The organism is Mycobacterium sp. SM3041 (assembly GCF_039668335.1).
GTDB lineage: Bacteria > Actinomycetota > Actinomycetes > Mycobacteriales > Mycobacteriaceae > Mycobacterium.
Genome location: NZ_JAYXBQ010000076.1, coordinates 22,482 through 41,876 on the forward strand (window position 1 = coordinate 22,482; position 19,395 = coordinate 41,876).

Annotated in this window: 23 protein-coding genes; 4 read left to right on the forward strand and 19 right to left on the reverse strand. The window is 69.3% G+C overall.

What is annotated here, in order from left to right; all coding sequences use genetic code 11:
- Nucleotides 1-38: 38 nt before the first annotated feature.
- From hisI to hisD, 8 genes are read right to left on the reverse strand one after another with little or no spacing between them, the layout of a single operon-like run.
- Nucleotides 39-386 carry a phosphoribosyl-AMP cyclohydrolase gene (gene hisI, locus VXD91_RS25660; protein ID WP_226518703.1) on the reverse strand — a complete coding sequence of 116 codons (348 nt, stop codon included), beginning with the start codon at nucleotides 384-386 and terminating at the stop codon, nucleotides 39-41.
- A gap of 34 nt (nucleotides 387-420) precedes the next feature.
- Nucleotides 421-1,221: an imidazole glycerol phosphate synthase subunit HisF gene (gene hisF / locus VXD91_RS25665; RefSeq protein WP_346416869.1), complete on the reverse strand. Its 801-nt coding sequence runs from the start codon at nucleotides 1,219-1,221 to the stop codon at nucleotides 421-423.
- On the reverse strand, nucleotides 1,191-2,003 hold the full coding sequence (locus tag VXD91_RS25670) for an inositol monophosphatase family protein (protein WP_226522193.1): 813 nt from the start codon (nucleotides 2,001-2,003) through the stop codon (nucleotides 1,191-1,193). Before VXD91_RS25670 ends, hisF begins: the two co-directional genes overlap by 31 nt.
- Complete coding sequence (priA, locus tag VXD91_RS25675) at nucleotides 2,003-2,734, reverse strand: bifunctional 1-(5-phosphoribosyl)-5-((5-phosphoribosylamino)methylideneamino)imidazole-4-carboxamide isomerase/phosphoribosylanthranilate isomerase PriA (protein WP_226518705.1); 732 nt, start codon at nucleotides 2,732-2,734, stop codon at nucleotides 2,003-2,005. Before priA ends, VXD91_RS25670 begins: the two co-directional genes overlap by 1 nt.
- Complete coding sequence (gene hisH, locus VXD91_RS25680; RefSeq protein ID WP_226518706.1) at nucleotides 2,731-3,348, reverse strand: imidazole glycerol phosphate synthase subunit HisH; 618 nt, start codon at nucleotides 3,346-3,348, stop codon at nucleotides 2,731-2,733. The genes priA and hisH overlap by 4 nt, the downstream gene beginning before the upstream one ends.
- The gene (hisB, locus tag VXD91_RS25685; RefSeq protein ID WP_020103224.1) at nucleotides 3,345-3,953 is read right to left on the reverse strand and encodes an imidazoleglycerol-phosphate dehydratase HisB; all 609 of its coding nucleotides are present in this window, start codon (nucleotides 3,951-3,953) and stop codon (nucleotides 3,345-3,347) included. Before hisB ends, hisH begins: the two co-directional genes overlap by 4 nt.
- On the reverse strand, nucleotides 3,950-5,071 hold the full coding sequence (locus tag VXD91_RS25690) for a histidinol-phosphate transaminase (protein ID WP_346416706.1): 1,122 nt from the start codon (nucleotides 5,069-5,071) through the stop codon (nucleotides 3,950-3,952). The genes hisB and VXD91_RS25690 overlap by 4 nt, the downstream gene beginning before the upstream one ends.
- Nucleotides 5,071-6,390 carry a histidinol dehydrogenase gene (hisD, locus tag VXD91_RS25695; RefSeq protein ID WP_346416870.1) on the reverse strand — a complete coding sequence of 440 codons (1,320 nt, stop codon included), beginning with the start codon at nucleotides 6,388-6,390 and terminating at the stop codon, nucleotides 5,071-5,073. Before hisD ends, VXD91_RS25690 begins: the two co-directional genes overlap by 1 nt.
- Nucleotides 6,391-6,447: 57 nt before the next feature.
- Between hisD and VXD91_RS25700 the strand changes: the two genes are divergently transcribed.
- Nucleotides 6,448-6,864 (forward strand): nitroreductase family deazaflavin-dependent oxidoreductase, encoded by a 417-nt coding sequence (locus VXD91_RS25700; RefSeq protein WP_226518708.1) that lies wholly within the window; start codon nucleotides 6,448-6,450, stop codon nucleotides 6,862-6,864.
- Nucleotides 6,865-6,915: 51 nt separating this feature from the next.
- Here VXD91_RS25700 and VXD91_RS25705 read toward each other — a convergent pair whose 3' ends face one another.
- The 5 genes from VXD91_RS25705 to VXD91_RS25725 all read right to left on the reverse strand — a co-directional run bounded on the left by VXD91_RS25705 (nucleotide 6,916) and on the right by VXD91_RS25725 (nucleotide 12,155).
- Nucleotides 6,916-7,464 (reverse strand): hypothetical protein, encoded by a 549-nt coding sequence (locus tag VXD91_RS25705; RefSeq protein ID WP_226518709.1) that lies wholly within the window; start codon nucleotides 7,462-7,464, stop codon nucleotides 6,916-6,918.
- Between the two features lie 22 nt (nucleotides 7,465-7,486).
- Nucleotides 7,487-8,344, reverse strand: coding sequence for a carboxylating nicotinate-nucleotide diphosphorylase (nadC, locus tag VXD91_RS25710; RefSeq protein ID WP_061002324.1), 858 nt, complete (start codon nucleotides 8,342-8,344; stop codon nucleotides 7,487-7,489).
- Nucleotides 8,344-9,942: an L-aspartate oxidase gene (locus VXD91_RS25715; protein ID WP_346416707.1), complete on the reverse strand. Its 1,599-nt coding sequence runs from the start codon at nucleotides 9,940-9,942 to the stop codon at nucleotides 8,344-8,346. The genes nadC and VXD91_RS25715 overlap by 1 nt, the downstream gene beginning before the upstream one ends.
- Before the next feature lies 1 nt (nucleotide 9,943).
- Complete coding sequence (gene nadA, locus VXD91_RS25720; protein WP_346416708.1) at nucleotides 9,944-11,014, reverse strand: quinolinate synthase NadA; 1,071 nt, start codon at nucleotides 11,012-11,014, stop codon at nucleotides 9,944-9,946.
- Nucleotides 11,015-11,120: 106 nt separating this feature from the next.
- On the reverse strand, nucleotides 11,121-12,155 hold the full coding sequence (locus VXD91_RS25725) for a hypothetical protein (RefSeq protein ID WP_346416710.1): 1,035 nt from the start codon (nucleotides 12,153-12,155) through the stop codon (nucleotides 11,121-11,123).
- 23 nt (nucleotides 12,156-12,178) lie between these two features.
- Between VXD91_RS25725 and VXD91_RS25730 the strand changes: the two genes are divergently transcribed.
- Both VXD91_RS25730 and VXD91_RS25735 read left to right on the forward strand, forming a co-directional pair.
- Entirely contained in the window at nucleotides 12,179-12,871 is a 693-nt protein-coding gene (locus VXD91_RS25730) for an NUDIX domain-containing protein (RefSeq protein ID WP_346416712.1), read from the forward strand.
- Nucleotides 12,872-12,962: 91 nt separating this feature from the next.
- The gene (locus tag VXD91_RS25735; protein ID WP_346416713.1) at nucleotides 12,963-14,291 is read left to right on the forward strand and encodes a lipase family protein; all 1,329 of its coding nucleotides are present in this window, start codon (nucleotides 12,963-12,965) and stop codon (nucleotides 14,289-14,291) included.
- Here VXD91_RS25735 and VXD91_RS25740 read toward each other — a convergent pair.
- From VXD91_RS25740 to bioB, 3 genes are read right to left on the reverse strand one after another with little or no spacing between them, the layout of a single operon-like run.
- A complete protein-coding gene (locus VXD91_RS25740) occupies nucleotides 14,248-14,868 on the reverse strand; it encodes a DUF2567 domain-containing protein (protein WP_346416714.1) in 621 nt (206 codons plus the stop codon). The genes VXD91_RS25735 and VXD91_RS25740 overlap by 44 nt on opposite strands.
- Nucleotides 14,869-14,915: 47 nt before the next feature.
- Nucleotides 14,916-15,155, reverse strand: a complete 240-nt coding sequence (locus VXD91_RS25745) for a hypothetical protein (protein ID WP_020103208.1) — start codon at nucleotides 15,153-15,155, stop codon at nucleotides 14,916-14,918.
- An 11-nt stretch (nucleotides 15,156-15,166) separates the two neighbouring features.
- A complete protein-coding gene (bioB, locus tag VXD91_RS25750) occupies nucleotides 15,167-16,174 on the reverse strand; it encodes a biotin synthase BioB (protein ID WP_020103207.1) in 1,008 nt (335 codons plus the stop codon).
- A 61-nt stretch (nucleotides 16,175-16,235) separates the two neighbouring features.
- On the opposite strand from bioB, the gene VXD91_RS25755 reads away from it, so the two are divergent.
- The gene (locus tag VXD91_RS25755) at nucleotides 16,236-16,823 is read left to right on the forward strand and encodes a TetR family transcriptional regulator (protein WP_346416716.1); all 588 of its coding nucleotides are present in this window, start codon (nucleotides 16,236-16,238) and stop codon (nucleotides 16,821-16,823) included.
- Nucleotides 16,824-17,024: 201 nt separating this feature from the next.
- On the opposite strand, the gene VXD91_RS25760 is transcribed toward VXD91_RS25755, so the two are convergent.
- The 3 genes from VXD91_RS25760 to VXD91_RS25770 are packed head-to-tail and all read right to left on the reverse strand — an operon-like array spanning nucleotide 17,025 to nucleotide 19,367.
- The gene (locus VXD91_RS25760) at nucleotides 17,025-17,534 is read right to left on the reverse strand and encodes a 2'-5' RNA ligase family protein (protein ID WP_346416718.1); all 510 of its coding nucleotides are present in this window, start codon (nucleotides 17,532-17,534) and stop codon (nucleotides 17,025-17,027) included.
- A gap of 1 nt (nucleotide 17,535) precedes the next feature.
- The gene (gene bioD, locus VXD91_RS25765) at nucleotides 17,536-18,228 is read right to left on the reverse strand and encodes a dethiobiotin synthase (protein WP_346416719.1); all 693 of its coding nucleotides are present in this window, start codon (nucleotides 18,226-18,228) and stop codon (nucleotides 17,536-17,538) included.
- Nucleotides 18,225-19,367 (reverse strand): 8-amino-7-oxononanoate synthase, encoded by a 1,143-nt coding sequence (locus VXD91_RS25770; protein WP_346416720.1) that lies wholly within the window; start codon nucleotides 19,365-19,367, stop codon nucleotides 18,225-18,227. The genes bioD and VXD91_RS25770 overlap by 4 nt, the downstream gene beginning before the upstream one ends.
- Nucleotides 19,368-19,395: the final 28 nt, after the last annotated feature.

A 19,395-nucleotide genomic window follows, 5' to 3' on the forward strand; every position in this document is an offset into this window, starting at 1 on the left:
ACGATTTTCCGCGCTGGCCGCGGATTTTCGTGCACAAATCACTCGGGGGCGAGCAACTGGTCGGCGTCGAAGCAGCTGTGGTCGCCCGTGTGGCAGGCCCCACCGACCTGGTCGACCTCGAGCAGCACGGCATCGCCGTCACAGTCCAGCCGCACCGAGTGCACGTACTGCGTATGGCCCGACGTCAGGCCCTTGACCCACTGTTCGCCGCGCGACCGCGAAAAGTACGTCGCCTCACGGGTTTCCAAAGTGCGGGCCAGCGCGTCGTCGTCCATCCAGGCGACCATCAGCACATCGCCGGTGCCGCGCTGCTGCACCACGGCGGTGAACAGCCCGGCCTCGTTCCGCTTGATGCGGGCGGCAATCCCGGGGTCCAGAGCACTCATCGAACCGGACCTCCATTCGCCGATGTCGCTTCGCTCATCGAACGACGATCCCCTCGGCCGCCATCGCTTCCTTCACCTGACCGATGGTCAGCTCGCGGAAGTGAAAGACGCTGGCCGCCAGGACCGCATCGGCACCGGCCTGCACCGCGGGGGCGAAATGATCGACGGCTCCGGCTCCCCCGCTGGCGATCACCGGCACACTCACCGCGGCACGCACCGCCCGTAGCATCGCCAGATCGAACCCGGCCTTGGTGCCGTCGGCGTCCATGGAATTCAGCAGAATCTCCCCGACGCCGAGTTCGGCTCCGCGCATGGCCCATTCGACGGCGTCGATGCCGGTACCGCGACGGCCGCCGTGGGTCGTCACCTCCCAGCCGGATGGGGTCGGCTGGGAGCCCTCCGGCACGGTCCGGGCATCCACCGACAGCACGATGCACTGCGAACCGAACTGGCGCGACAGCTCCGACAGCAGCTCGGGCCGGGCGATGGCGGCGGTGTTGACCGAGACCTTGTCGGCGCCGGCGCGCAGCAGGGTGTCGACGTCCTCGACCGAGCGCACGCCGCCACCTACGGTCAGCGGGATGAACACCTGCTCGGCGGTACGGCGTACGACCTCGAGCATGGTCGAGCGGCCCGACGACGATGCGGTGACATCCAGGAACGTCAGCTCGTCGGCGCCCTCCGCGTCGTACGCGGCGGCCAGCTCGACGGGATCACCGGCGTCCCTCAGATTTTCGAAGTTGACGCCCTTGACCACCCGGCCGCCGTCGACGTCCAGGCAGGGGATGACGCGCGTTGCGAGACTCACAGGTAATCCTCCGGAAGCCCAACGGATTTCACGATGTCCAGCATCCTCTCGTGCACACCGGGCGCGGCGGCCAACGCAGACTTCGAATCGGCGGTCCACGGCTCCCCGGCCAGGTCGGTGACGATGCCGCCGGCGGCCCGCACCAGCGCCACGCCGGCGGCGTGGTCCCAGATGTGGTGGCCGAAACTGATTGCGCCGCCGAGAATGCCGGCGCCGACATAGGCCAGGTCGAGACCGGTCGCACCGTGCATCCGTACCCGTGAGCATTCCCGGGTCAGGCTCGACAGGACCGCGTTGCGCCAGCGCCCGGGGAACCGGCCCTTCGAATCGATGTTGAACGTCTGGATGCCGACAATCGACTCACCCAGGGTGGTCGGCGTCAGCGGCGGCAGCACCGAATCCCCGTCGCGGACCGGGCCATCCAGTGTCGCGACATACCGCTGACCCATGAACGGCAGCCACGTCAGCCCCGCGACGGGAGTGCCCCGCCACAGCAGGCCGAGCAGGATCGCCGCCATGGGCGATCCGGCTGCGTAATTGAACGTGCCGTCGATGGGGTCGAGCACCCACACCAACTCGGAATCGATGGGCTCGCCACCGAATTCCTCGCCGTGCACACCGATCCCGGTCGCGGCCGTCAGTGCCGCGACGACCTGGCGCTCGATGGCGAGGTCGATCTCGGTGGCGAAGTCGTTGCCCTTCTTGCGAACTGCCGCGTCGGCCTGGTGGCCGGCGATGAACGGGGCGACGGCATCGTCGAGGATGCCGGTCGCGGCCGCGACCAGCTCTGCCAACCTCGCCGGTTCGATCACTTCACCGCGGCCAGGGCCTCGGGCAGCGTGAACCGCTCGGCGTACAAGGCCTTTCCGACGATGGCGCCCTCGACGCCCTGCCCGGTCAGGGTGGCGATGGCCCGCAGGTCGTCCAGGCTCGACACGCCGCCCGACGCGATGATCGGCGCCTTCGTGCGGCCGGCGACGGTGCTCAGCAGGTCCAGGTTCGGGCCCGTCAGCGTGCCGTCTTTGGTGACGTCGGTGACGACGTAGCGCGAGCAGCCTTCGCTATCAAGACGTTCCAGTACGTCCCACAGGTCGCCGCCGTCGGTCTCCCAGCCGCGGCCGCGCAGGCGCCAGCTGCCGTTCTCGAACTGCACGTCGAGGCCGACGGCCACGCGGTCGCCGTACTCGCCGATGGCGCGCTTGCACCACTCCGGGCTCTCCAGCGCCGCGGTGCCGATGTTCACGCGCGCGCAGCCGGTGTCCATGGCCGCCTTGAGCGAGGCGTCATCGCGGATGCCGCCGGAAAGCTCCACCGCCACATCGAGTTTGCCGACCACCTCGGCCAGTAGTTCACGGTTGCTGCCCCGGCCGAAGGCGGCATCCAGGTCCACCAGGTGCACCCACTCGGCGCCGTCGCGCTGCCAGGTCTGCGCCGCCTCCAGCGCCGAACCGTAATCGGTCTCGCTGCCGGCCTTGCCCTGCACCAACCGCACCGCCTTGCCGTCGACCACGTCGACGGCCGGCAACAAAATCAAACTCATAGCCCCTCAACCCAATTCGCCAACAGCGTCGCACCTGCGTCGCCGCTCTTCTCCGGATGAAACTGTGTCGCCGACAACGCGCCGTCTTCGACGGCCGCGATGAACGGCACGTGATGCGTGGCCCACGTGACCTTCGCGTCGGCATGGCCACCCCACTGCTGGGCGGCGTAGGAATGCACGAAATAGAACCGGGTACCCGCGTCGAGCCCCTTGAACAGGACGCTGTCGGCCGCAGCGTCGACGGTGTTCCAGCCCATGTGCGGGATCACCGGCGCATCGAGCCGGGTGACCTCGCCGGGCCACTGACCACAGCCCTCGGTCTGCACGCCGAACTCGACACCCTTCGAGAACAGAATCTGCATGCCTACGCACACACCCAGCACGGGGTGTCCCGCGGCCAGCCGGTCGGCGATGATCTTCTCACCACCGATCGACCGCAGACCTGTCATGCAGGCTTCGTAGGCACCCACGCCGGGCACCACGAGACCGTCGGCGGCAGCCGCGGCAGCGGCATCGGCGGTCACCTCGACATCGGCGCCCACCCGCTCGAGTGCACGCTGCGCGGACCGGAGATTGCCCGAGCCGTAATCCAGAACAACCAGCTTCTTTGTCACAGAGTGCCCTTGGTCGACGGCACGCCGGCCACGCGCGGGTCGGGTTCGACGGCCTGGCGCAGGGCCCGGGCCACGGCCTTGTACTGGGCCTCGGTGATGTGGTGCGGGTCGCGGCCGTACAGCGTGCGCACGTGCAGCGCGATCTTCGCGTTGAAGGCCAGCGACTCGAACACGTGCCGGTTGATCACCGTGTGGTACGGCACCGACGATCCCGCGATGGTGAAGGACACCATGGACTCCGGTTCGCCGGTGTGCACGAAGTACGGGCGGCCCGAAACGTCAACGGCCGCATGGGCCAGCGTCTCGTCCATCGGGATGAACGCATCACCGAAGCGGCGGATGCCCTTCTTGTCGCCCAGCGCCTGGCCGAGCGCCTGGCCCAGCACGATCGCGGTGTCCTCCACGGTGTGGTGGCCCTCGATCTCGACGTCACCCTTGGCATGCACCGTCAGATCGAAGCTGGCATGCGTGCCCAAAGAGGTCAGCATGTGGTCGAAGAACGGGACCCCGGTGCTGATGTCGACCTGGCCGGTGCCGTCGAGATCGATCTCGACGACGATGCTGGACTCCTTGGTGGTGCGTTCGACGCGGGCGCGGCGGGTCATGAAACTCCTTGTGGGGCTGGTTCCGATGCGGCGAGCTTGGCGCTGACTTCCAGCAGGGCGTCGTTCTCCGAGGCCAAACCGACGGTGGTGCGCAGGAATCCGGGGATCCCGACGTCGCGGATCAACACGCCCGCGTCGAGGTAGCGCTGCCAGGTCACCGCGGCGTCGGCGAACTCGCCGAACAGGATGAAGTTGGCATCGCTGGGGATCACCCGGAAGCCCATGTCGGACAACGCCGCTGCCACCCGGTCGCGCTCCGCCGCCAGGGTGGCGACACTGCTCAGCGTCTCGTCGGCATGCCGCAGCGCCGCGCGCGCGGCAGCCTGCGTCAGCACCGACAGGTGGTAGGGCAACCGCACCAGCAGCATCGCGTCGATCACTGCGGGATCGGCCACCAGATAGCCCAGCCGCCCACCGGCGAAGGCGAACGCCTTGCTCATGGTGCGGCTGATGATGAGCTTGGCCGGGTATTCGGCCAGCAGCGCGACGCCGCTCGGCTGCGACGAGAATTCGCCGTACGCCTCGTCCAGGATCAGGACACCCGGCGTGACGTCGAGCAGCCGGCGCAGGTCGTCGAGCGGCACGCTCTGCCCGGTGGGGTTGTTGGGGCTGGTCACGAACACCACGTCGGGCTGCTGGTCGCGGATCGCCGCGACGGCCACATCCACGTCCAGCCCGAAATCGGTCGCCCGCGTCGCCGACAGCCACTCGGTCTGGGTGCCGTCGGAGATGATCGGGTGCATCGAGTAAGACGGCACGAAACCCAGGGCGCTGCGGCCCGGCCCACCGAACGCCTGCAGCAGCTGCTGCAGGATTTCGTTGGAACCGTTTGCCGCCCAGAGGTTTTCCGCTGTCAGCGTGACACCCGTCTGCGCCTGCATGTAGGCGGCCAGATCGGTGCGCAATGCCGTGGCGTCACGGTCCGGGTACCTGTGCAACTCCGCGGCCGCCTCGGCGACCGAGGCGGCGACGTCGTCGACCAGCGCTTGCGTCGGCGGGTGCGGGTTCTCGTTGGTGTTGAGCCGTACCGGCACGACGAGTTGCGGCGCACCATAGGGCGACTTGCCCCGCAGATTGTCGCGCAGGGGTAGATCGGCCAGAGATATCTTGCGGCTCATCAGCTTTCGAACCTCCGGCGTACGGCCTCACCGTGCGCCGGCAGGTTCTCTGCCGTGGCCAACGTGATCACGTGACCCGCAACGTCTTTCAGCGCCGCCTCGGTGTAGTCGACGACGTGGATGCCCCGCAGGAACGTCTGTACCGACAGGCCACTGGAGTGCCGCGCGCAACCGGCGGTGGGCAGCACGTGGTTGGACCCGGCGCAGTAGTCGCCGAGACTCACCGGTGACCAGGCGCCGACGAAAATGGCACCCGCCGAACGGATTCGGCCGGCGACCTCGGCGGCGTCGACGGTCTGGATCTCCAGGTGCTCGGCGGCGTAGGCGTTCACCACGCGCACCCCGGTGTCGAGATCGTCGACCAGCACGATGGCGGACTGCTTGCCGTTGAGCGCGACCGTCACCCGCTCGCGGTGAAGCGTCGTGGCGACCTGCGCGGCCACCTCGGCATCGGTGGCGTCGGCCAGCTTCTCACTGGTGGTGACCAGCACGCTGGCCGCCATCTCGTCGTGCTCGGCCTGGCTGATGAGGTCGGCGGCGATGTGCACCGCGTCGGCCGAGTGGTCGGCCAGGATGGCGATCTCCGTCGGCCCGGCCTCGGCGTCGATGCCCACCTGCGAGCGGCAGATGCGCTTGGCGGCCGTGACGAAGATGTTGCCCGGGCCGGTGATCATGTCGACCGGCGCCAGCTCTTCGCCGGTGGTGTCCACGCCGCCGTAGGCCAGCAGCGCGATGCCCTGGGCACCGCCGACGGCCCACACCTCGTCGACCCCGAGCAGTGCCGCCGCGGCGAGGATGGTCGGGTGCGGGAGACCGCCGTGGTCCTTCTGCGGCGGGCTGGCGATCACCAGCGAGTCGACGCCGGCGGTCTGGGCCGGGACGACGTTCATCACGACGCTCGACGGGTAGACGGCGTTGCCGCCGGGCACGTACAGCCCGACCCGCTCGACGGGGACCCACCGTTCGGTGACGGTCGCGCCCGGGGCCAGGGTCGTGGTGGTGTCGGTGCGGCGCTGGTCGGCGTGCACGGCGCGGGTCCGCTCGATGGCGACCTCGAGTGCCACCCGCACATCGGCGGGCAGCCGGGTCAGCGCGGCGTCCAACTCAGCCGTGGGGACGCGCACGGCCGCCGGCCGCACCCCGTCGAACGACTCGCCGTACTCCAGTGCCGCCACCGCGCCGCGCTCGACCACGGCGTCGACGATCGGGCGTACCTTGGGCAGCACCGAATCCACGTCGACACCGCCCCGGGGCAGCACCGCTCGCAACTGCGCCGCGGACAGCTGCTGACCTCGCAAATCGATACGCGCGAGCTTCACTGCAGTGTTCACCCCACTATTGTCCCAGAGCAGGCCAAATCGAATACGGAGGCGTCAATGTCAAGCCGTCAGGACCACCCCAACAACGCCGCGGGCGTGCCGATGATCTTCCCGGTGTGGTTGGAGAACTTCCAGATCAAGTACATCAACCCGGTGGTGTCGCCGCTGGCCAAGAAGCTGCCGGGCTTCACCGTGGTCAAGCACCGCGGTCGCAAATCGGGCAAGCAGTTCGAGACCACGGTCAACTCGTTCCGCAAGGGCGACGTGCTGGCGATCGGGCTGCTCCACGGCAAGACCAACTGGGTCAAGAACGTGCTGGCCGCCGGTGAAGCGGACATGTGCGTCTCGGGCACCGATCTGCATGTCGTCAACCCTCGCGTCCTGCCTGCCGGCACCGTCGACCCGTCACTGCCGCGGATCGCGCAGCTGGTCGCCAAGCGCAGCGGCGTCTTCGTCGCCGACATCGCCCACTGACGCACCGGGGGCCACGCCGAATCTCGGCGTGGCCCCCGGATAGGTCAGCGGCTACTTGCAGATGTCGCTGATCTGCTTGCTGTCGGCGCCGGCGTCGTCCAGGCGCACCTTCTGCTGCGGATCGTCGGTCTGTGAGCCGGCCGTCGCCGCGGCCCCGATGTCCAACAGGGTGTTGGCGTACTTGCGCGCCGCCGTGGCCAGGTCGGCGGGGGCGGCCGGATCGATCCGGTTCAACAGGTACTGGCCGCCGGTGATCAGCGCCAGGCGAGCGTTGGCCGCCACGGCCAGAGCGCCCGTCGTGTCGTCCGGCCCGCCGGGGACCGCCAGGTTGGTGTTGATCGCAATGCCCTTGCTGACGGTTTTCATGGCGTCGCAGAGCGCGATCTTGGCAGTGTCCTGCTCGGCCTCGGTGTACGTCTTGGCCTGGTGCTTCACCGCGTACAGCGCGTAGCCGCCGACAGCGACGGCGATCAGGCCGATGACCACGGCCGCAATCGCGATGATCTGGGTGACGGACGTCGAACCCGACGTCTCATCGGTATCTTTTGCGGCTTTGCTCAGCGTGGTGGTCTTGTCTTCGGTCTTCTCGTCTTCCGCCATGCTCGTGATAGTAGCGGCCGAGTCAGGTATCGAGGCCGACGTCGAGCACCCGCACCGAATGCGTCAAAGCGCCGATGGCGAGGAAATCCACGCCGGTCGCGGCGTAGGCCGCGGCAGAGTCCAGGCTCAGCCCGCCCGACGATTCCAGCTTGGTGCCGGGCGCGCGGGCGTCACGGCGCTGCACCGCGATCTGCGTCTGCCAGACCGGGAAGTTGTCGAGCAGCACCAATTCGACATTCTCACCGAGGATTTCGTCGAGCTGCTCGAGCGAATCCACCTCGACCTCGCACGGCAGCCCGGGCGCCGCCGCACGGACCGCCTGCAGTGCCGCGAGCACCGACCCGGCGGCTGCGACGTGGTTGTCCTTGATCAGCGCGGCATCGCCGAGCCCCAGCCGGTGGTTGACCCCGCCGCCGACGCGCACCGCGTATTTCTGCAGTAACCGCAGTCCGGGCAAGGTCTTTCGGGTGTCGCGGATCGCGGCTTCGGTCCCCGCCACCTCCTGCACCCAGCGGGCCGTCTCCGAGGCGATCCCCGACAGGTGGCACACGATGTTGAGCATGGTGCGTTCGGCCGTGAGGAGATCTCGCGTCGGGGCTTCGACGGTCAGCACGGCGTCGCCGGGTTTGACCTCGGCACCGTCCTCGGCGCGGTCCAGGATCCGGTAGGCACCCTCGCCGATCACCTTGTCCAGCACCAGAACCGCGATGTCCAGGCCCGCGATGACGCCCTGCTGTCGCGACACCATGGACGCGACCGTGGTGGCGTCGGCAGGCACCGTCGCCGCCGACGTGACGTCCGGTCCGTAGCGCAGATCCTCATCGAGCGCGCGATCGATGATCGCGTGCGCGTCTGCCAGTTCCGCTGCGGTCAATGCCATCAGTTACACGCTCCTATCGGCAGGGCGGCCACCGCACGCCCGGCGGCGTCCAGCCGCACATCGATCGACATCCCGAACGCCGGATCGCGATCCGGATGGTCACTGCGGTGGTGGCAGCCACGGGATTCCGCGCGCGCGGCCGCAGCTGCGGCCACCGCCGACGCCGTCACGGTCAAGGCCGCATCCTCGACGGCAGCCCGGTCCGACATGGCCGCACCGCGGGCGCCGGCGAGCAACTCGCTCAACTGCCCCAGTCCGGCGGCGTCGCGCACCACCGATGCGTACTTCGTCATGTCACGTTGCAGCGCATCGCGATCCAACGCGGGCCGCTTGCCCAGATCCGGCTCCGGCACCCGGTTTCCGCCGGCCTGGCGGGCCTGCTCGGCCGCCGCACGACCGGCTCGGGCACCGACCACCAGCCCTTCCAGCAGGCTGTTGGAGGCCAGCCGATTACCGCCGTGCATGCCGGTGCGCCCGACCTCACCGGCTGCGTACAGGCCGGCCATCTCGGTGCGGCCGTACACGTCGGTGACCACCCCACCGCAGCTGTAATGCGCACCGGGCACCACCGGAATCGGTTGGCGCGCAGGGTCGATACCCGCAGCCAGGCACGCGGCCGTGACCGTCGGGAACCGGGCGGCGACGTCGGGGACGCCGCGGGCGTCGAGGTAGACGTGGTCGTCGCCGGTGGCCGCGAGGCGGGCGTCGATGGCGGCGGCCACGACGTCACGCGGGGCCAGGTCACCCATCGGGTGCACGCCGTCGGTCACCGAATCGCCGCGGCGGTCACGCAGGATGGCGCCTTCGCCGCGCAGCGCTTCGGTGATCAGCGGGCACCGGCCCCCGGCGGCGCCGGTGTACAGCATGGTCGGGTGGAACTGGATGAATTCGATGTCACGCACCGGCAATCCGGCCCGCAGCGCCAGGGCGACGCCATCGCCCGTCGAACCGTCCGGGTTGGTCGTCGCGGTGTACAGCTGCCCCAGTCCACCGGTCGCCAGGATCACCGACGGCGCCGTCAGCACCCCGGGTCCTTCGGGACTCAGGACCAGCAGCCCGCTGACTGCTCCGTCGTGGTGCAGCACCTGCAGCGCAACATGATTGGGCCGGATATCGAGCGTCCTCGTCGCGGCGGCCAGGGCACGCTGGACCTCGGCGCCGGTGGCGTCACCGCCGGCATGGATGATGCGCCGCCGGCTGTGCCCACCCTCGCGGGTCAGGGACCAGTCCCCCGGCCGGACTTCGTCGAAAATCGCGCCGGCACCGACCAATTCCCGCACGGCGGCATAGCCGTCGGCGACGATCGAGGTGACGGCGTCGACGTCGCACAAGCCGGCCCCGGCGGCGACGGTGTCGGCGACGTGCGCCTGCACCGAGTCATCGGTGTCGGGGATGACGACCGCGATCCCGCCCTGGGCGTAGGCGGTCGCCGTCTCGCCGGACTTGCCGACGACCACGACCCGGCTACCGGCCAGCTGCGCGGCGCGCGCCGCCGCCAGGCCGGCCACCCCGGTGCCGACGACGATGACGTCGGCCCGCTGACGCCAGTAGCCACGTCCGCCGCAAGCAGCCGGCCGACGGCCCACGTGGGCGCTCACGCTATTCCCCGCCGCCGGGCTGCCCGATCCCGATCATGCGCTGCACGCTCAACCGAGCTGCGGCTGCGACATCTTCATCGACGTGAACTTCGTCGGCGCCGTCGCGCAGGCAGCGCAGCAGCGCGGCCGGCGTGATCATCTTCATGTACGGGCAGGACGCCCGATCGTTGACGGCGAGGAACTCGGTTTCCGGTGCGGCGCGGCGCAACTGGTGCAGCATGCCGATCTCGGTGGCGACGAGGACCTGCTTGGCGTGCGTCTCGCGGGCGGCGTCGAGCATGCCGCCGGTCGACAGGATCTTGACCCGGTCGTCGGGCACGGCGCCCTCGCCCGCGAGGTACAGAGCCGAGGTGGCACAACCACATTCGGGGTGCACGAAGAGTTCGGCATCGGGGTGCGAGCGGGCCTGGTCGGCGAGCTCGTCACCGTTGATGCCGGCGTGCACGTGGCATTCCCCGGCCCAGATGTGCAGGTTGTCGCGCCCGGTCATCCGGCGCACGTGCGCGCCGAGGAACTGGTCCGGGCAGAACAGCACGGTCTTGGCCGCGGGAATCGAGGCGACGACCTCGACGGCGTTCGACGACGTGCAGCAGATGTCGGTGAGGGCTTTGACGGCCGCGGTGGTGTTGACGTAGGACACCACAACGGCGTCCGGGTAGTCGGCCTTCCAGGCCCGCAGGTCGTCGGCGGTGATCGAATCGGCCAGCGAGCAGCCCGCCCGCTGGTCCGGGATCAGCACGGTCTTGGCCGGCGAGAGGATTTTGGCGGTCTCGGCCATGAAGTGCACGCCGCAAAACACGATGGTGTCCTCGGCGGCCTCCGCGGCGATGCGGGACAGCGCCAGCGAGTCACCCACGTGGTCGGCGATGTCCTGAATCTCGGGCAGCTGGTAATTGTGCGCGAGGATTGTGGCGTTGCGCTCCTTGGCGAGGCGACGCACCTCGTCTGCCCACTGCGCGTCGGCGACCACGTCGCCGAAACCTTCGAACTCCGCCGCACGGTCCAGAACCGTCATGGCCGTCTCCTTTGAACCTGGCCAGGTTTTCGACTTATGATCGAAAACATGCCACATACTAGCACTGCACACGAGATGTTCACCTTCGTGTACCGCGTGCGACAGCAGCCGGCCTGAACCTCACCTGGCTTGACCAGTAAAGACAGCTGCGGCCGGCCGGACCTCACTCGGCGTCGGGGCGGTTCCGGAAGTTCTGCCAGGTCTGCCGCGTCCGGACCGCGATGGCGTCGTTCGCCGTTCCGCTGCCGTCCCACAGTCCCCGACTGGCAACCAGCACGATGGGCCAGAAGTACGCCGCGACATCACGCACCTGACGGATCGGGATTCCCGTGGACACGGCGGCGTAGTGCAACCAGTAATCGTCCGCGCGGGGGCACACCTGGGCGAACACGTCCCCCCGATCCCGCAGTGCCCCAAGCAGTTCCGGCGGGTAGGCAACACCGGATACGCCTGTCGCGAAGACCGATTCGGAGGCTTCGGTCGTCGTGCACATCGGCCAGGTGCGGTAGGGACCGTCGCTGCGGATCCGCGCCCGGAAAGCGGTGACCTCGCCGGGCCGATGCGCGGCCAGCAGCTCCGCGAGCCAGCTGGGCGGGTAGTAGACGTCGTCGTCCGCGGTGACGAGCGTGCAGTCGGGTTCCTCCGGCAGTATCTCGTTGAGATACGGGAAGTACTTCTTGTGCGGCCCGTAGTCGCGGCAATGACGAATTTCCAGCCCACGTGCCTGCAATCGCTTCAGCGTTGCCGGCGGATCGAGGTACGCGTCGCGGTCATCCAGCCACAGGATCAGTCGGTGCGGCTTGACGGTGCCGGCACCGATGGTCTCGATCGTTTGCCACACGGTGGAAATCCGCTTGCCATAACTCGTCAACGACACGTTGGCGGCACCGGTGCCGACGATCGGGTCAACAGACCTGCGGTTTCGCACGAGCAGGCGTGGACCGAGTGTGCCCAGCTCCGCGAAGGCGAACGCCCACCCGAGCGGATCCGTTGGCTGAATGCCGATATTGCGCACGGCCCCCACCGGCCTTTCCCCCGCGGGACGAATACGAAAATTTGCTGTATTCGCGCATGAGTCTAACGGCGCGGCGGACATTATTCCTGTCAGCGAGCAACGCCATTCGCGCGCCGGATTTGCCGTCGCCTGGTGCGATTCGGCCGACGACCACCACCCCGGCGGCCGCTTTTGCTCTCCCACGTTTTCGACTTAAAATCGAAAACGTGACGGATGTGGGTAGTGCGCATGAAGTGCTCGCCGTCGTCTTCCAGGTGCGCGACCTGGACAGCAAGAGGCCGCAGCTCAGCGTGCTGCTCTGGGAGCGCGCCATGGAGCCGCAACGCGGCGCGTGGTCCCTGCCCGGCGGCCAGCTGCGGCACGACGAAGACATGGTCAGTTCCGTCCGGCGCCAGCTCGCCGAGAAGGTCGACCTGCGCGAACTGACGCACCTCGAGCAGCTCGCGGTCTTCTCCGAGCCCAAGCGCGTGCCCGGCCCGCGCACCATCGCGTCGACCTTCCTGGGCCTGGTGCCCTCCCCCGCCACACCCGAACTGCCGGGCGACACGCGCTGGCATCCGGTATCCGCGCTGCCACCCATGGCCTTCGACCACGGCCCGATGATCACGCACGCGCACGCCCGGCTGGTCGCCAAGATGTCGTACACCAACATCGGATTCGCCTTGGCGCCAAAGGAATTCACCCTCACCACCCTGCGGGACATCTACGCCGCCACGCTGGGCCACCAGGTCGACCCGACCAATCTGCAGCGCGTGCTGGCCCGCCGCGGCGTCATCACCCCGACCGGCACGACGGCCCGTTCCGGCCGCAGCGGCGGCCGACCGGCCGCGCTGTACCGGTTCACCGACTCGACATACCGCGTCACCGACGAGTTCGCCGCGCTACGCCCACCTAGTTAGTCGCTCTACGCACCGTGACGTAGGTCACTTTCCGGCCACATTTCGCGAGCCGGAATTGGTTTTTAAGGGTTCCTTAAGACATGATTTCCCGATGACCATGGGCAATGCAGCCAGGGCGTTCGACGCCGAGTGGATCGGCCAGCCGTACCACGAGGAACTCCAGTCCGGCATCCGCCCGCTGCGGCCCAGCGACGACGCGTTCTACGTGCCGCCCGTCGGCTTCGAACTCACCGCACCCGGCACCGTCCTGCGGTCCCGCGACGTCGAGCTCGGATTCATGGGCGTCATCCCTCAGGGCGTCACCGCCACCCAGCTGCTGTACCGCAGCACCGACCTGAGCGGCAGCCCGCAGGCCGCCGTGACCACCGTTCTGCTGCCGGTCGGCCACAACCCCGACACCCGCTGCCCCATCGTGTCCTACCAGTGCGCCATCGACTCGGTCTCCGACGCCTGCTTCCCGTCCTACGCCCTGCGCCGCCGCGCCCGGGCCCTCGGCTCGGTGGCGCAGCTCGAATACATGCTCATCGCCGCGGTCCTGGCGCAGGGCTGGGCAGTGTCCATCCCGGATCACGAAGGCACCGACGGCATCTGGGGCGCCCCGCACGAGCCCGGATTCCACATCCTCGACGGCCTCCGCGCCGCCCTCAACACCGAATCGCTCGGCCTGTACGCCGACGCGCCGATTGGCCTGTGGGGCTACTCGGGCGGTGGCCTCGCCAGCGCCTGGGCCGCGGAGGAGTACGCCAACTACGCGCCCGAGCTCAACGTCGTCGGCGCCGCCCTCGGCTCGCCCGTCGGCGACCTGGCCGAGGTGTTCCGCCGGCTCAACGGCACCTCCAAAGCCGGCCTGCCCGCCACGGTGATCGCGGCGCTCATGCACATCTACCCCGGCCTCAAGCGCATCATCCATGAGCACGCGACCGAGGCCGGCAAGACCATGCTGCGCAACATCGAGGGCATGACCACCGGCGAGGCGGTTCTCCGGCACGCCGGACTCGACTTCGACAGCCTGCTGAAGTCGCCGCTGCAGGAAGTGCTCGACACACCCGAGGTCCAGCACGTCTTCGAGAGCATCAAGCTCGGCAAGACCGCGCCGACCCCGCCACTGCTCATCATGCAGGCCGTGTACGACCAGATCATCTCCGTCGGCAACATCGACGAGCTGACCGACACCTACGTCATGGGCGGCTCGCACGTGACCTACCACCGCGACATCCTCAGCGAGCACATTGCGCTGCACCCGCTGGCCGCGCCGATGACGCTGAACTGGCTCGCCGAACGGTTCGACGGCAAGCCGCTGGGCCCGACGGTGCGTACGTCGTGGCCGGCCCTGCTGAACCCGGCGACCTACCTCGGCCTGCTCAAGCTGGGCGTCGTCAGCACGAAGGTTCTGCTGGGACTTCCGATTGGGCGTCGGTAGCCACCGGAGCGGCGGCGGCCGGTAGCCGGACCGGCGCCGGCTCCACCGGCGGCCAGGCGCCCAGGTCGTCGCGCTTGGTCGCCAGTGTGCAGAACAGGTAGACCAGCGCGGCAATGCCGGCCGGGAAGATCAACGTTGTGGCGATGACCCACGGCGAGTGGCCGAAGAACACCGGCGGCGCCTCGACGAGGTAACCCACCCGATGCTCGGGAGACAACGGCGCGCCCGCGAGATCCGGTGTCCCGTAACGCCAATGCGCGACGACAGCGCCCACGCCCGTGAGCGCGCCCGCGGCAGCCACATTGCCGAGCGCCAGCGCGCCGGCCAGCAGCGGCCCGCGATGCGCGCGCCACTGCCACACCAATGTCGCGGCCACGACGGCGATCACCGTCAGCAGACCGACCGCCAACGCACCGCCCAGGAACACCCGGTCCGATTCGTCGCCGAAGTAGCCGTGAATGCGCTGACCTTTCTTGGTCAGCGCGACGACGGCGTCGACAGGCGGCGCGAGAAAGGCCCACACCACGCCGCCGAGCGCACCGGTCAGCGCCAGGCCGATGACGACCCGCAGCGCCACGGCGCGATGCGAAAGCGTTGGCGCCGAGGCTGTTTCAGCGGGCTGAGTCACCGTTGAGTTTCCAGGTCCTTCGAGTCCACCACCCCGTGCCGCGAGCACTTGGCCCACCAACCGTCGGGGCGCACCTGCACCACCATGCGTCGGCCGCATTCGGCGCACCAGCGGGGCGCCTCCAGACCGAGCTGAGCCGTGGTCGGCATGACGGCGCCGTCGACGGCATCCGCCGCGACCCCGGTGTACACGTTGAACTTGCCGGCACTGACGGGTGCGGGCAATTCTCTGGTCATCACGTCTAGTTCTACAGGGTGGCGTTCAGTGCCTTGATCGGCATCTGCAGATCGTCCAGCAGTTCCAGGTCCGACTCGGCCGGGCGACCCAGCGTCGTCAGGTAGTTGCCGACGATGACGGCGTTGATGCCGCCCAGGATGCCCTGCTTGGCGCCCAGGTCGCCGAGCGTGATCTCGCGGCCGCCGGCGAAGCGCAGCATGGTGCGCGGCATGGCCAGACGGAACGCGGCGACGGCGCGCAGCGCGTCGGCGGCCGGCAGCACCTCGAGGTCACCGAACGGGGTGCCCGGGCGCGGGTTCAGGAAGTTCAGCGGGACCTCGTGTGGGTTCAGCTCCGCGAGGTTCGCGGCGAACTCGGCACGCTGCTCCAGCGTCTCGCCCATGCCGAGGATGCCGCCGCAGCAGACCTCCATGCCGGCTTCGCGGACCATCTCCAGCGTCTTCCAGCGCTCTTCCCAGGTGTGGGTCGTGACGACGTTGGGGAAGTACGACTTCGAGGTCTCCAGGTTGTGGTTGTAGCGGTGCACACCCATGGCCTTGAGGCGGTCGACCTGCTCCTGATCGAGCATGCCCAGCGAGCACGCGATCTGGATGTCGACCTCGTTGCGGATCGCCTCGATGCCGGCGGCCACCTGGGCCAGCAGCCGCTCGTCGGGCCCGCGCACCGCGGCGACGATGCAGAACTCGGTGGCACCGGTCTTGGCAGTCTGCTTCGCGGCTTCGACGAGGCTCGGGACATCCAGCCAGGCGCTGCGCACCGGGGAGGCGAACAGACCCGACTGCGAGCAGAAGTGGCAGTCCTCCGGGCAACCGCCGGTCTTGAGGCTGATGATGCCCTCGACCTCGACCTCGGGGCCACACCACTTCATGCGCACCTCGTGCGCGAGGGCCAGCAGGTCCTCCAGTCGGTCGTCGGGCAGCTGCAGAACCTCGAGCACCTGCTCCTGGCTCAGGCCTTCGCCACGCTCGAGCACCTGCTCGCGGGCTACACCCAAAACATCGGTCGCGGCCTGAGTCATCGGCACTCCTTACTTCAGGCCGACTGCGGCCTACAACTTGAACGGTGTTTAGGATACAGACGTGCAACTGCACCGAAGCGACGTGGTGGCCAAGGCCGCCGAAATCCTGGACAACTACGGGATCGCCGACCTGACCATGCGCAGGCTGGCGCGTGAACTGAGCGTCAGCCCTGGCGCTCTGTACTGGCATTTCGCCGACAAGCAGGAGCTGCTGGGCGCCGTCGCCGACCGCCTGCTGGCCACCGCGGCGACCGTTCCGGCCGGCGGCGAATGGCCGGAGCGCATCGTCGGCCTGTGTTCGGCGCTGCGCGACGCGCTGCTGTCGGCGACCGACGGCGCCGAGCTGGTGTCGGCCAGTTTCTCCGCCGGGCGATCGGCCGAGCTGAGCCGCATCGTGGCGGCCCTCACCGACGCCTGTGTCGAATCGGGGCTGACGGCGCACGACGCCGACCTCGCCGCGCGCACCATCGTCTACTACGTGCTGGGCTTCACCGCCGACGAGCAGTCCCGCATCCAGTGGGACGCGGCCGGCGCGACGGTGGCCGACAGCGACACGGTGTGGTCCGAAAATGCCGGTGGCCGTTTCACTTTCGGCCTCGGTCTGCTCGTCGACGGGCTCGCGGCCCACGCCGTCAGCCGCCGCGGCTGAGGCGGGCTGTCGGGGTCACTCCCACTCCCGACCGCAAACGAATCCCGTTGGAAAGTACGTGATTTCAATCGACGAGCGATCCACCGGGGGTCACTGAACTCAGGGACGTCTGACGCACAGAAACTGTCCCTGGCTTCAGCCAAAGTGGCGGCAACCGCCTCGTGCTTGACGTCACGCACGTTTCCGGCCGGCACGGGCACGTCAGCCGAGCAGAATCTCCGTGCGGGTGTCGCCGTTCCACAGCCGCAGTCGAGTCGCGGTGGCGCTGATCTCCGCCGGCCGGCCGGCGACACCGAGCGCTCGGGCAAGCCGGTCCGGCGGGATGCGACGCGCCAGCGTGACGTGCGGCGTCCAGTCACCCGGCTCGGTGTGCGGCATGGGGCCCGGCCGTAGATACGGCGCGGCGAGCGCACAGACTTCGGCGTGCAGGTCGAGCAGGTCAGCGCTGGGCACCACGAGACGGGCCAGAACTCCGGCGGAGCGGCCGAACACCAGCGTGGCGCCGAGACGGGCCCGGAACGGGAACCTCCCGGCGACACCGGCCAACGCCGGCACCACCGCCTCGTCGATCCGCTGGGCGACACACAAGGTGGCGTGCGGGCGAGCGGCGGGCGGCTGAGCGGCGATCCCCGCCGCGTGCAGATCGTCCCAGGCGCGCCTGATCACGGCCTCGGTGTCGAGGTCGAACAGCAGCTCGACCGAGTGCACCACGTCAGCCGACCAGACTCGAAACCCATTGCGGATCAAACGCTTTCGCGCTCACGGCAGCGAAGTCACCGGGCGACAACCGGCCAGCGCCGGCGGGCAGCACAGCGCGCACCGGCGCGATGTCCTCGAGCGCACCCCGGTTGGACGACTCCGCGAGCCCCGGCTCCTGCGGCCAACTGCCGATCACCAGTCCGGCGCACGCGATGCCGTGTGCGGCAAGCGACTCGACGGTCAGACCGGTGTGGTTGAGGGTGCCCAGGCCCGGTGCGACGACGACCAGGACCGCGGCCCCGAGTTCGACGGCCAGGTCGCGCAACGTCGTGCCGTCGGCACCGAGTTGGACGAGCAGTCCCCCGGCGCCCTCGACGAGGGTCAGCTGACGGGGTCGGTCGACGTTGCGGACCAGAGCGACCAGCTCGTCGCGCGTCGGCAGGTCCATGCCGGCCAATTCGGCGGCGGCGACGGGCGCGAGCGGTTCGGGATAGCGCCAGCCCGGCACGAGCGACGTGACGTCCGCCAGGCGACCCACCTCGGCCAGATCGTCATCGCCGTGGCCGGCGGCCGGCGAGATGCCGGTCTGCACCGCCTTGCACACCGCGACGTCCAGACCGGCCTGGCGGGCGGCACTGGCCAGCGCCGCGGTGGCGATGGTCTTGCCGACGCCGGTGTCGGTCCCGGCGACCAGCAGCAGCGTCACGACTGCACCAGCGCGAGCACCTCGCCGAGCACCCGCCCGGCCAAATCCAGTTCGGTGTCGTCGAGCGATGCGCGCGCCGTCAGGCGCAGGCGCGAGGTGCCGGCCGGCACCGACGGGGGCCGGAAGCAGCCAACCCGTACCCCGCGGTCGAGGCATGCCGACGCCGCGGCCAGCGCGATCTCGGGGTCACCCAGGATCACCGAGACGACGGCCGAATCGGGCGTGTGGACGGCGCCGCCGAACCGGGCCAGCGTCGCGGCGTGCGTCAGCACCGCCTGCGCCCGCCAGGGCTCGGCGATGAGGACGTGCAGCGCGGCCTGGGCGGCGCCGACGGCGGCCGGAGCCAGACCGGTGTCGAAGATGAACGTGCGCGCGGCATCGATGAGGTGCGCCCGCACCGCGGCGGGCCCGAGCACCGCGCCACCCTGGCTGCCCAGCGACTTGGACAGCGTCGTCGTCACCACGATGTCGGGTTCGCCGGCCAGACCGACCTCGTGCACCAGGCCGCGGCCGCCCGTGCCGCGCACGCCGAGACCGTGGGCCTCGTCGACGATCAGCAGCGCGCCGTGCCGTCGGCAGACCTCATGCAGGGCACGCAAGGGCGCGAGGGCGCCGTCGGTGGAGAACACCGAATCGGTGATCACGACGGCCCGCTCCTCGGACCGGCTCACCAGCGCGGTCTCGACGGCGCCGACGTCGTTGTGCGGGGACACCACCACACGGGCTCGGGACAGCCGACAGGCGTCCACGAGTGAGGCGTGGCTGTAGGCGTCGGAGACGACCAGTGCGCCCGGCCCCGACAGCGCCGCCACCGCCGCGATGTTGGCGGTGTAGCCGGACGAGAACACCAGCGCCGACTCGGCGCCCATGAAGTCGGCCAGCTCGGCCTCGAACTCCTCGTGCAGTTCGGTGTTGCCGGTGACCAGGCGCGATCCGCCGGAACCCGCGCCCCAGGTGTGCAGCGCCGTCACGCCGCCCGCGATGACGTCGGGATGCTGCGTCAGACCGAGATAGTCGTTGGACGCCAGGTCCAGTTCGGTGGCCACCGCGGGCCGGACCCGCAGCGACCGGCGCAGCCCCGCGGCCCGGCGCTGGCGTTCGACCTCGGCGAGCCAGGCCAGCGGCGAGTGATCAGTCATCGGCGCGCTCTCCTGACTCCAGTGCAAT

Bases quoted from the DNA above. Each gene is read 5' to 3' on its own strand.
- VXD91_RS25735 (WP_346416713.1), top strand. From the start codon at position 12,963: ATGACCATGGGCAATGCAGCCAGGGCGTTCGACGCCGAGTGGATCGGC.
- VXD91_RS25700 (WP_226518708.1), top strand. From the start codon at position 6,448: ATGTCAAGCCGTCAGGACCACCCCAACAACGCCGCGGGCGTGCCGATG.
- VXD91_RS25690 (WP_346416706.1), bottom strand. From the start codon at position 5,071: ATGAGCCGCAAGATATCTCTGGCCGATCTACCCCTGCGCGACAATCTG.
- nadC (WP_061002324.1), bottom strand. From the start codon at position 8,344: ATGGCATTGACCGCAGCGGAACTGGCAGACGCGCACGCGATCATCGAT.
- VXD91_RS25705 (WP_226518709.1), bottom strand. From the start codon at position 7,464: ATGGCGGAAGACGAGAAGACCGAAGACAAGACCACCACGCTGAGCAAA.
- nadA (WP_346416708.1), bottom strand. From the start codon at position 11,014: ATGTGGCATGTTTTCGATCATAAGTCGAAAACCTGGCCAGGTTCAAAG.
- hisI (WP_226518703.1), bottom strand. From the start codon at position 386: ATGAGTGCTCTGGACCCCGGGATTGCCGCCCGCATCAAGCGGAACGAG.
- bioB (WP_020103207.1), bottom strand. From the start codon at position 16,174: ATGACTCAGGCCGCGACCGATGTTTTGGGTGTAGCCCGCGAGCAGGTG.
- hisB (WP_020103224.1), bottom strand. From the start codon at position 3,953: ATGACCCGCCGCGCCCGCGTCGAACGCACCACCAAGGAGTCCAGCATC.
- VXD91_RS25770 (WP_346416720.1), bottom strand. From the start codon at position 19,367: ATGACTGATCACTCGCCGCTGGCCTGGCTCGCCGAGGTCGAACGCCAG.
- VXD91_RS25745 (WP_020103208.1), bottom strand. From the start codon at position 15,155: ATGACCAGAGAATTGCCCGCACCCGTCAGTGCCGGCAAGTTCAACGTG.
- priA (WP_226518705.1), bottom strand. From the start codon at position 2,734: ATGAGTTTGATTTTGTTGCCGGCCGTCGACGTGGTCGACGGCAAGGCG.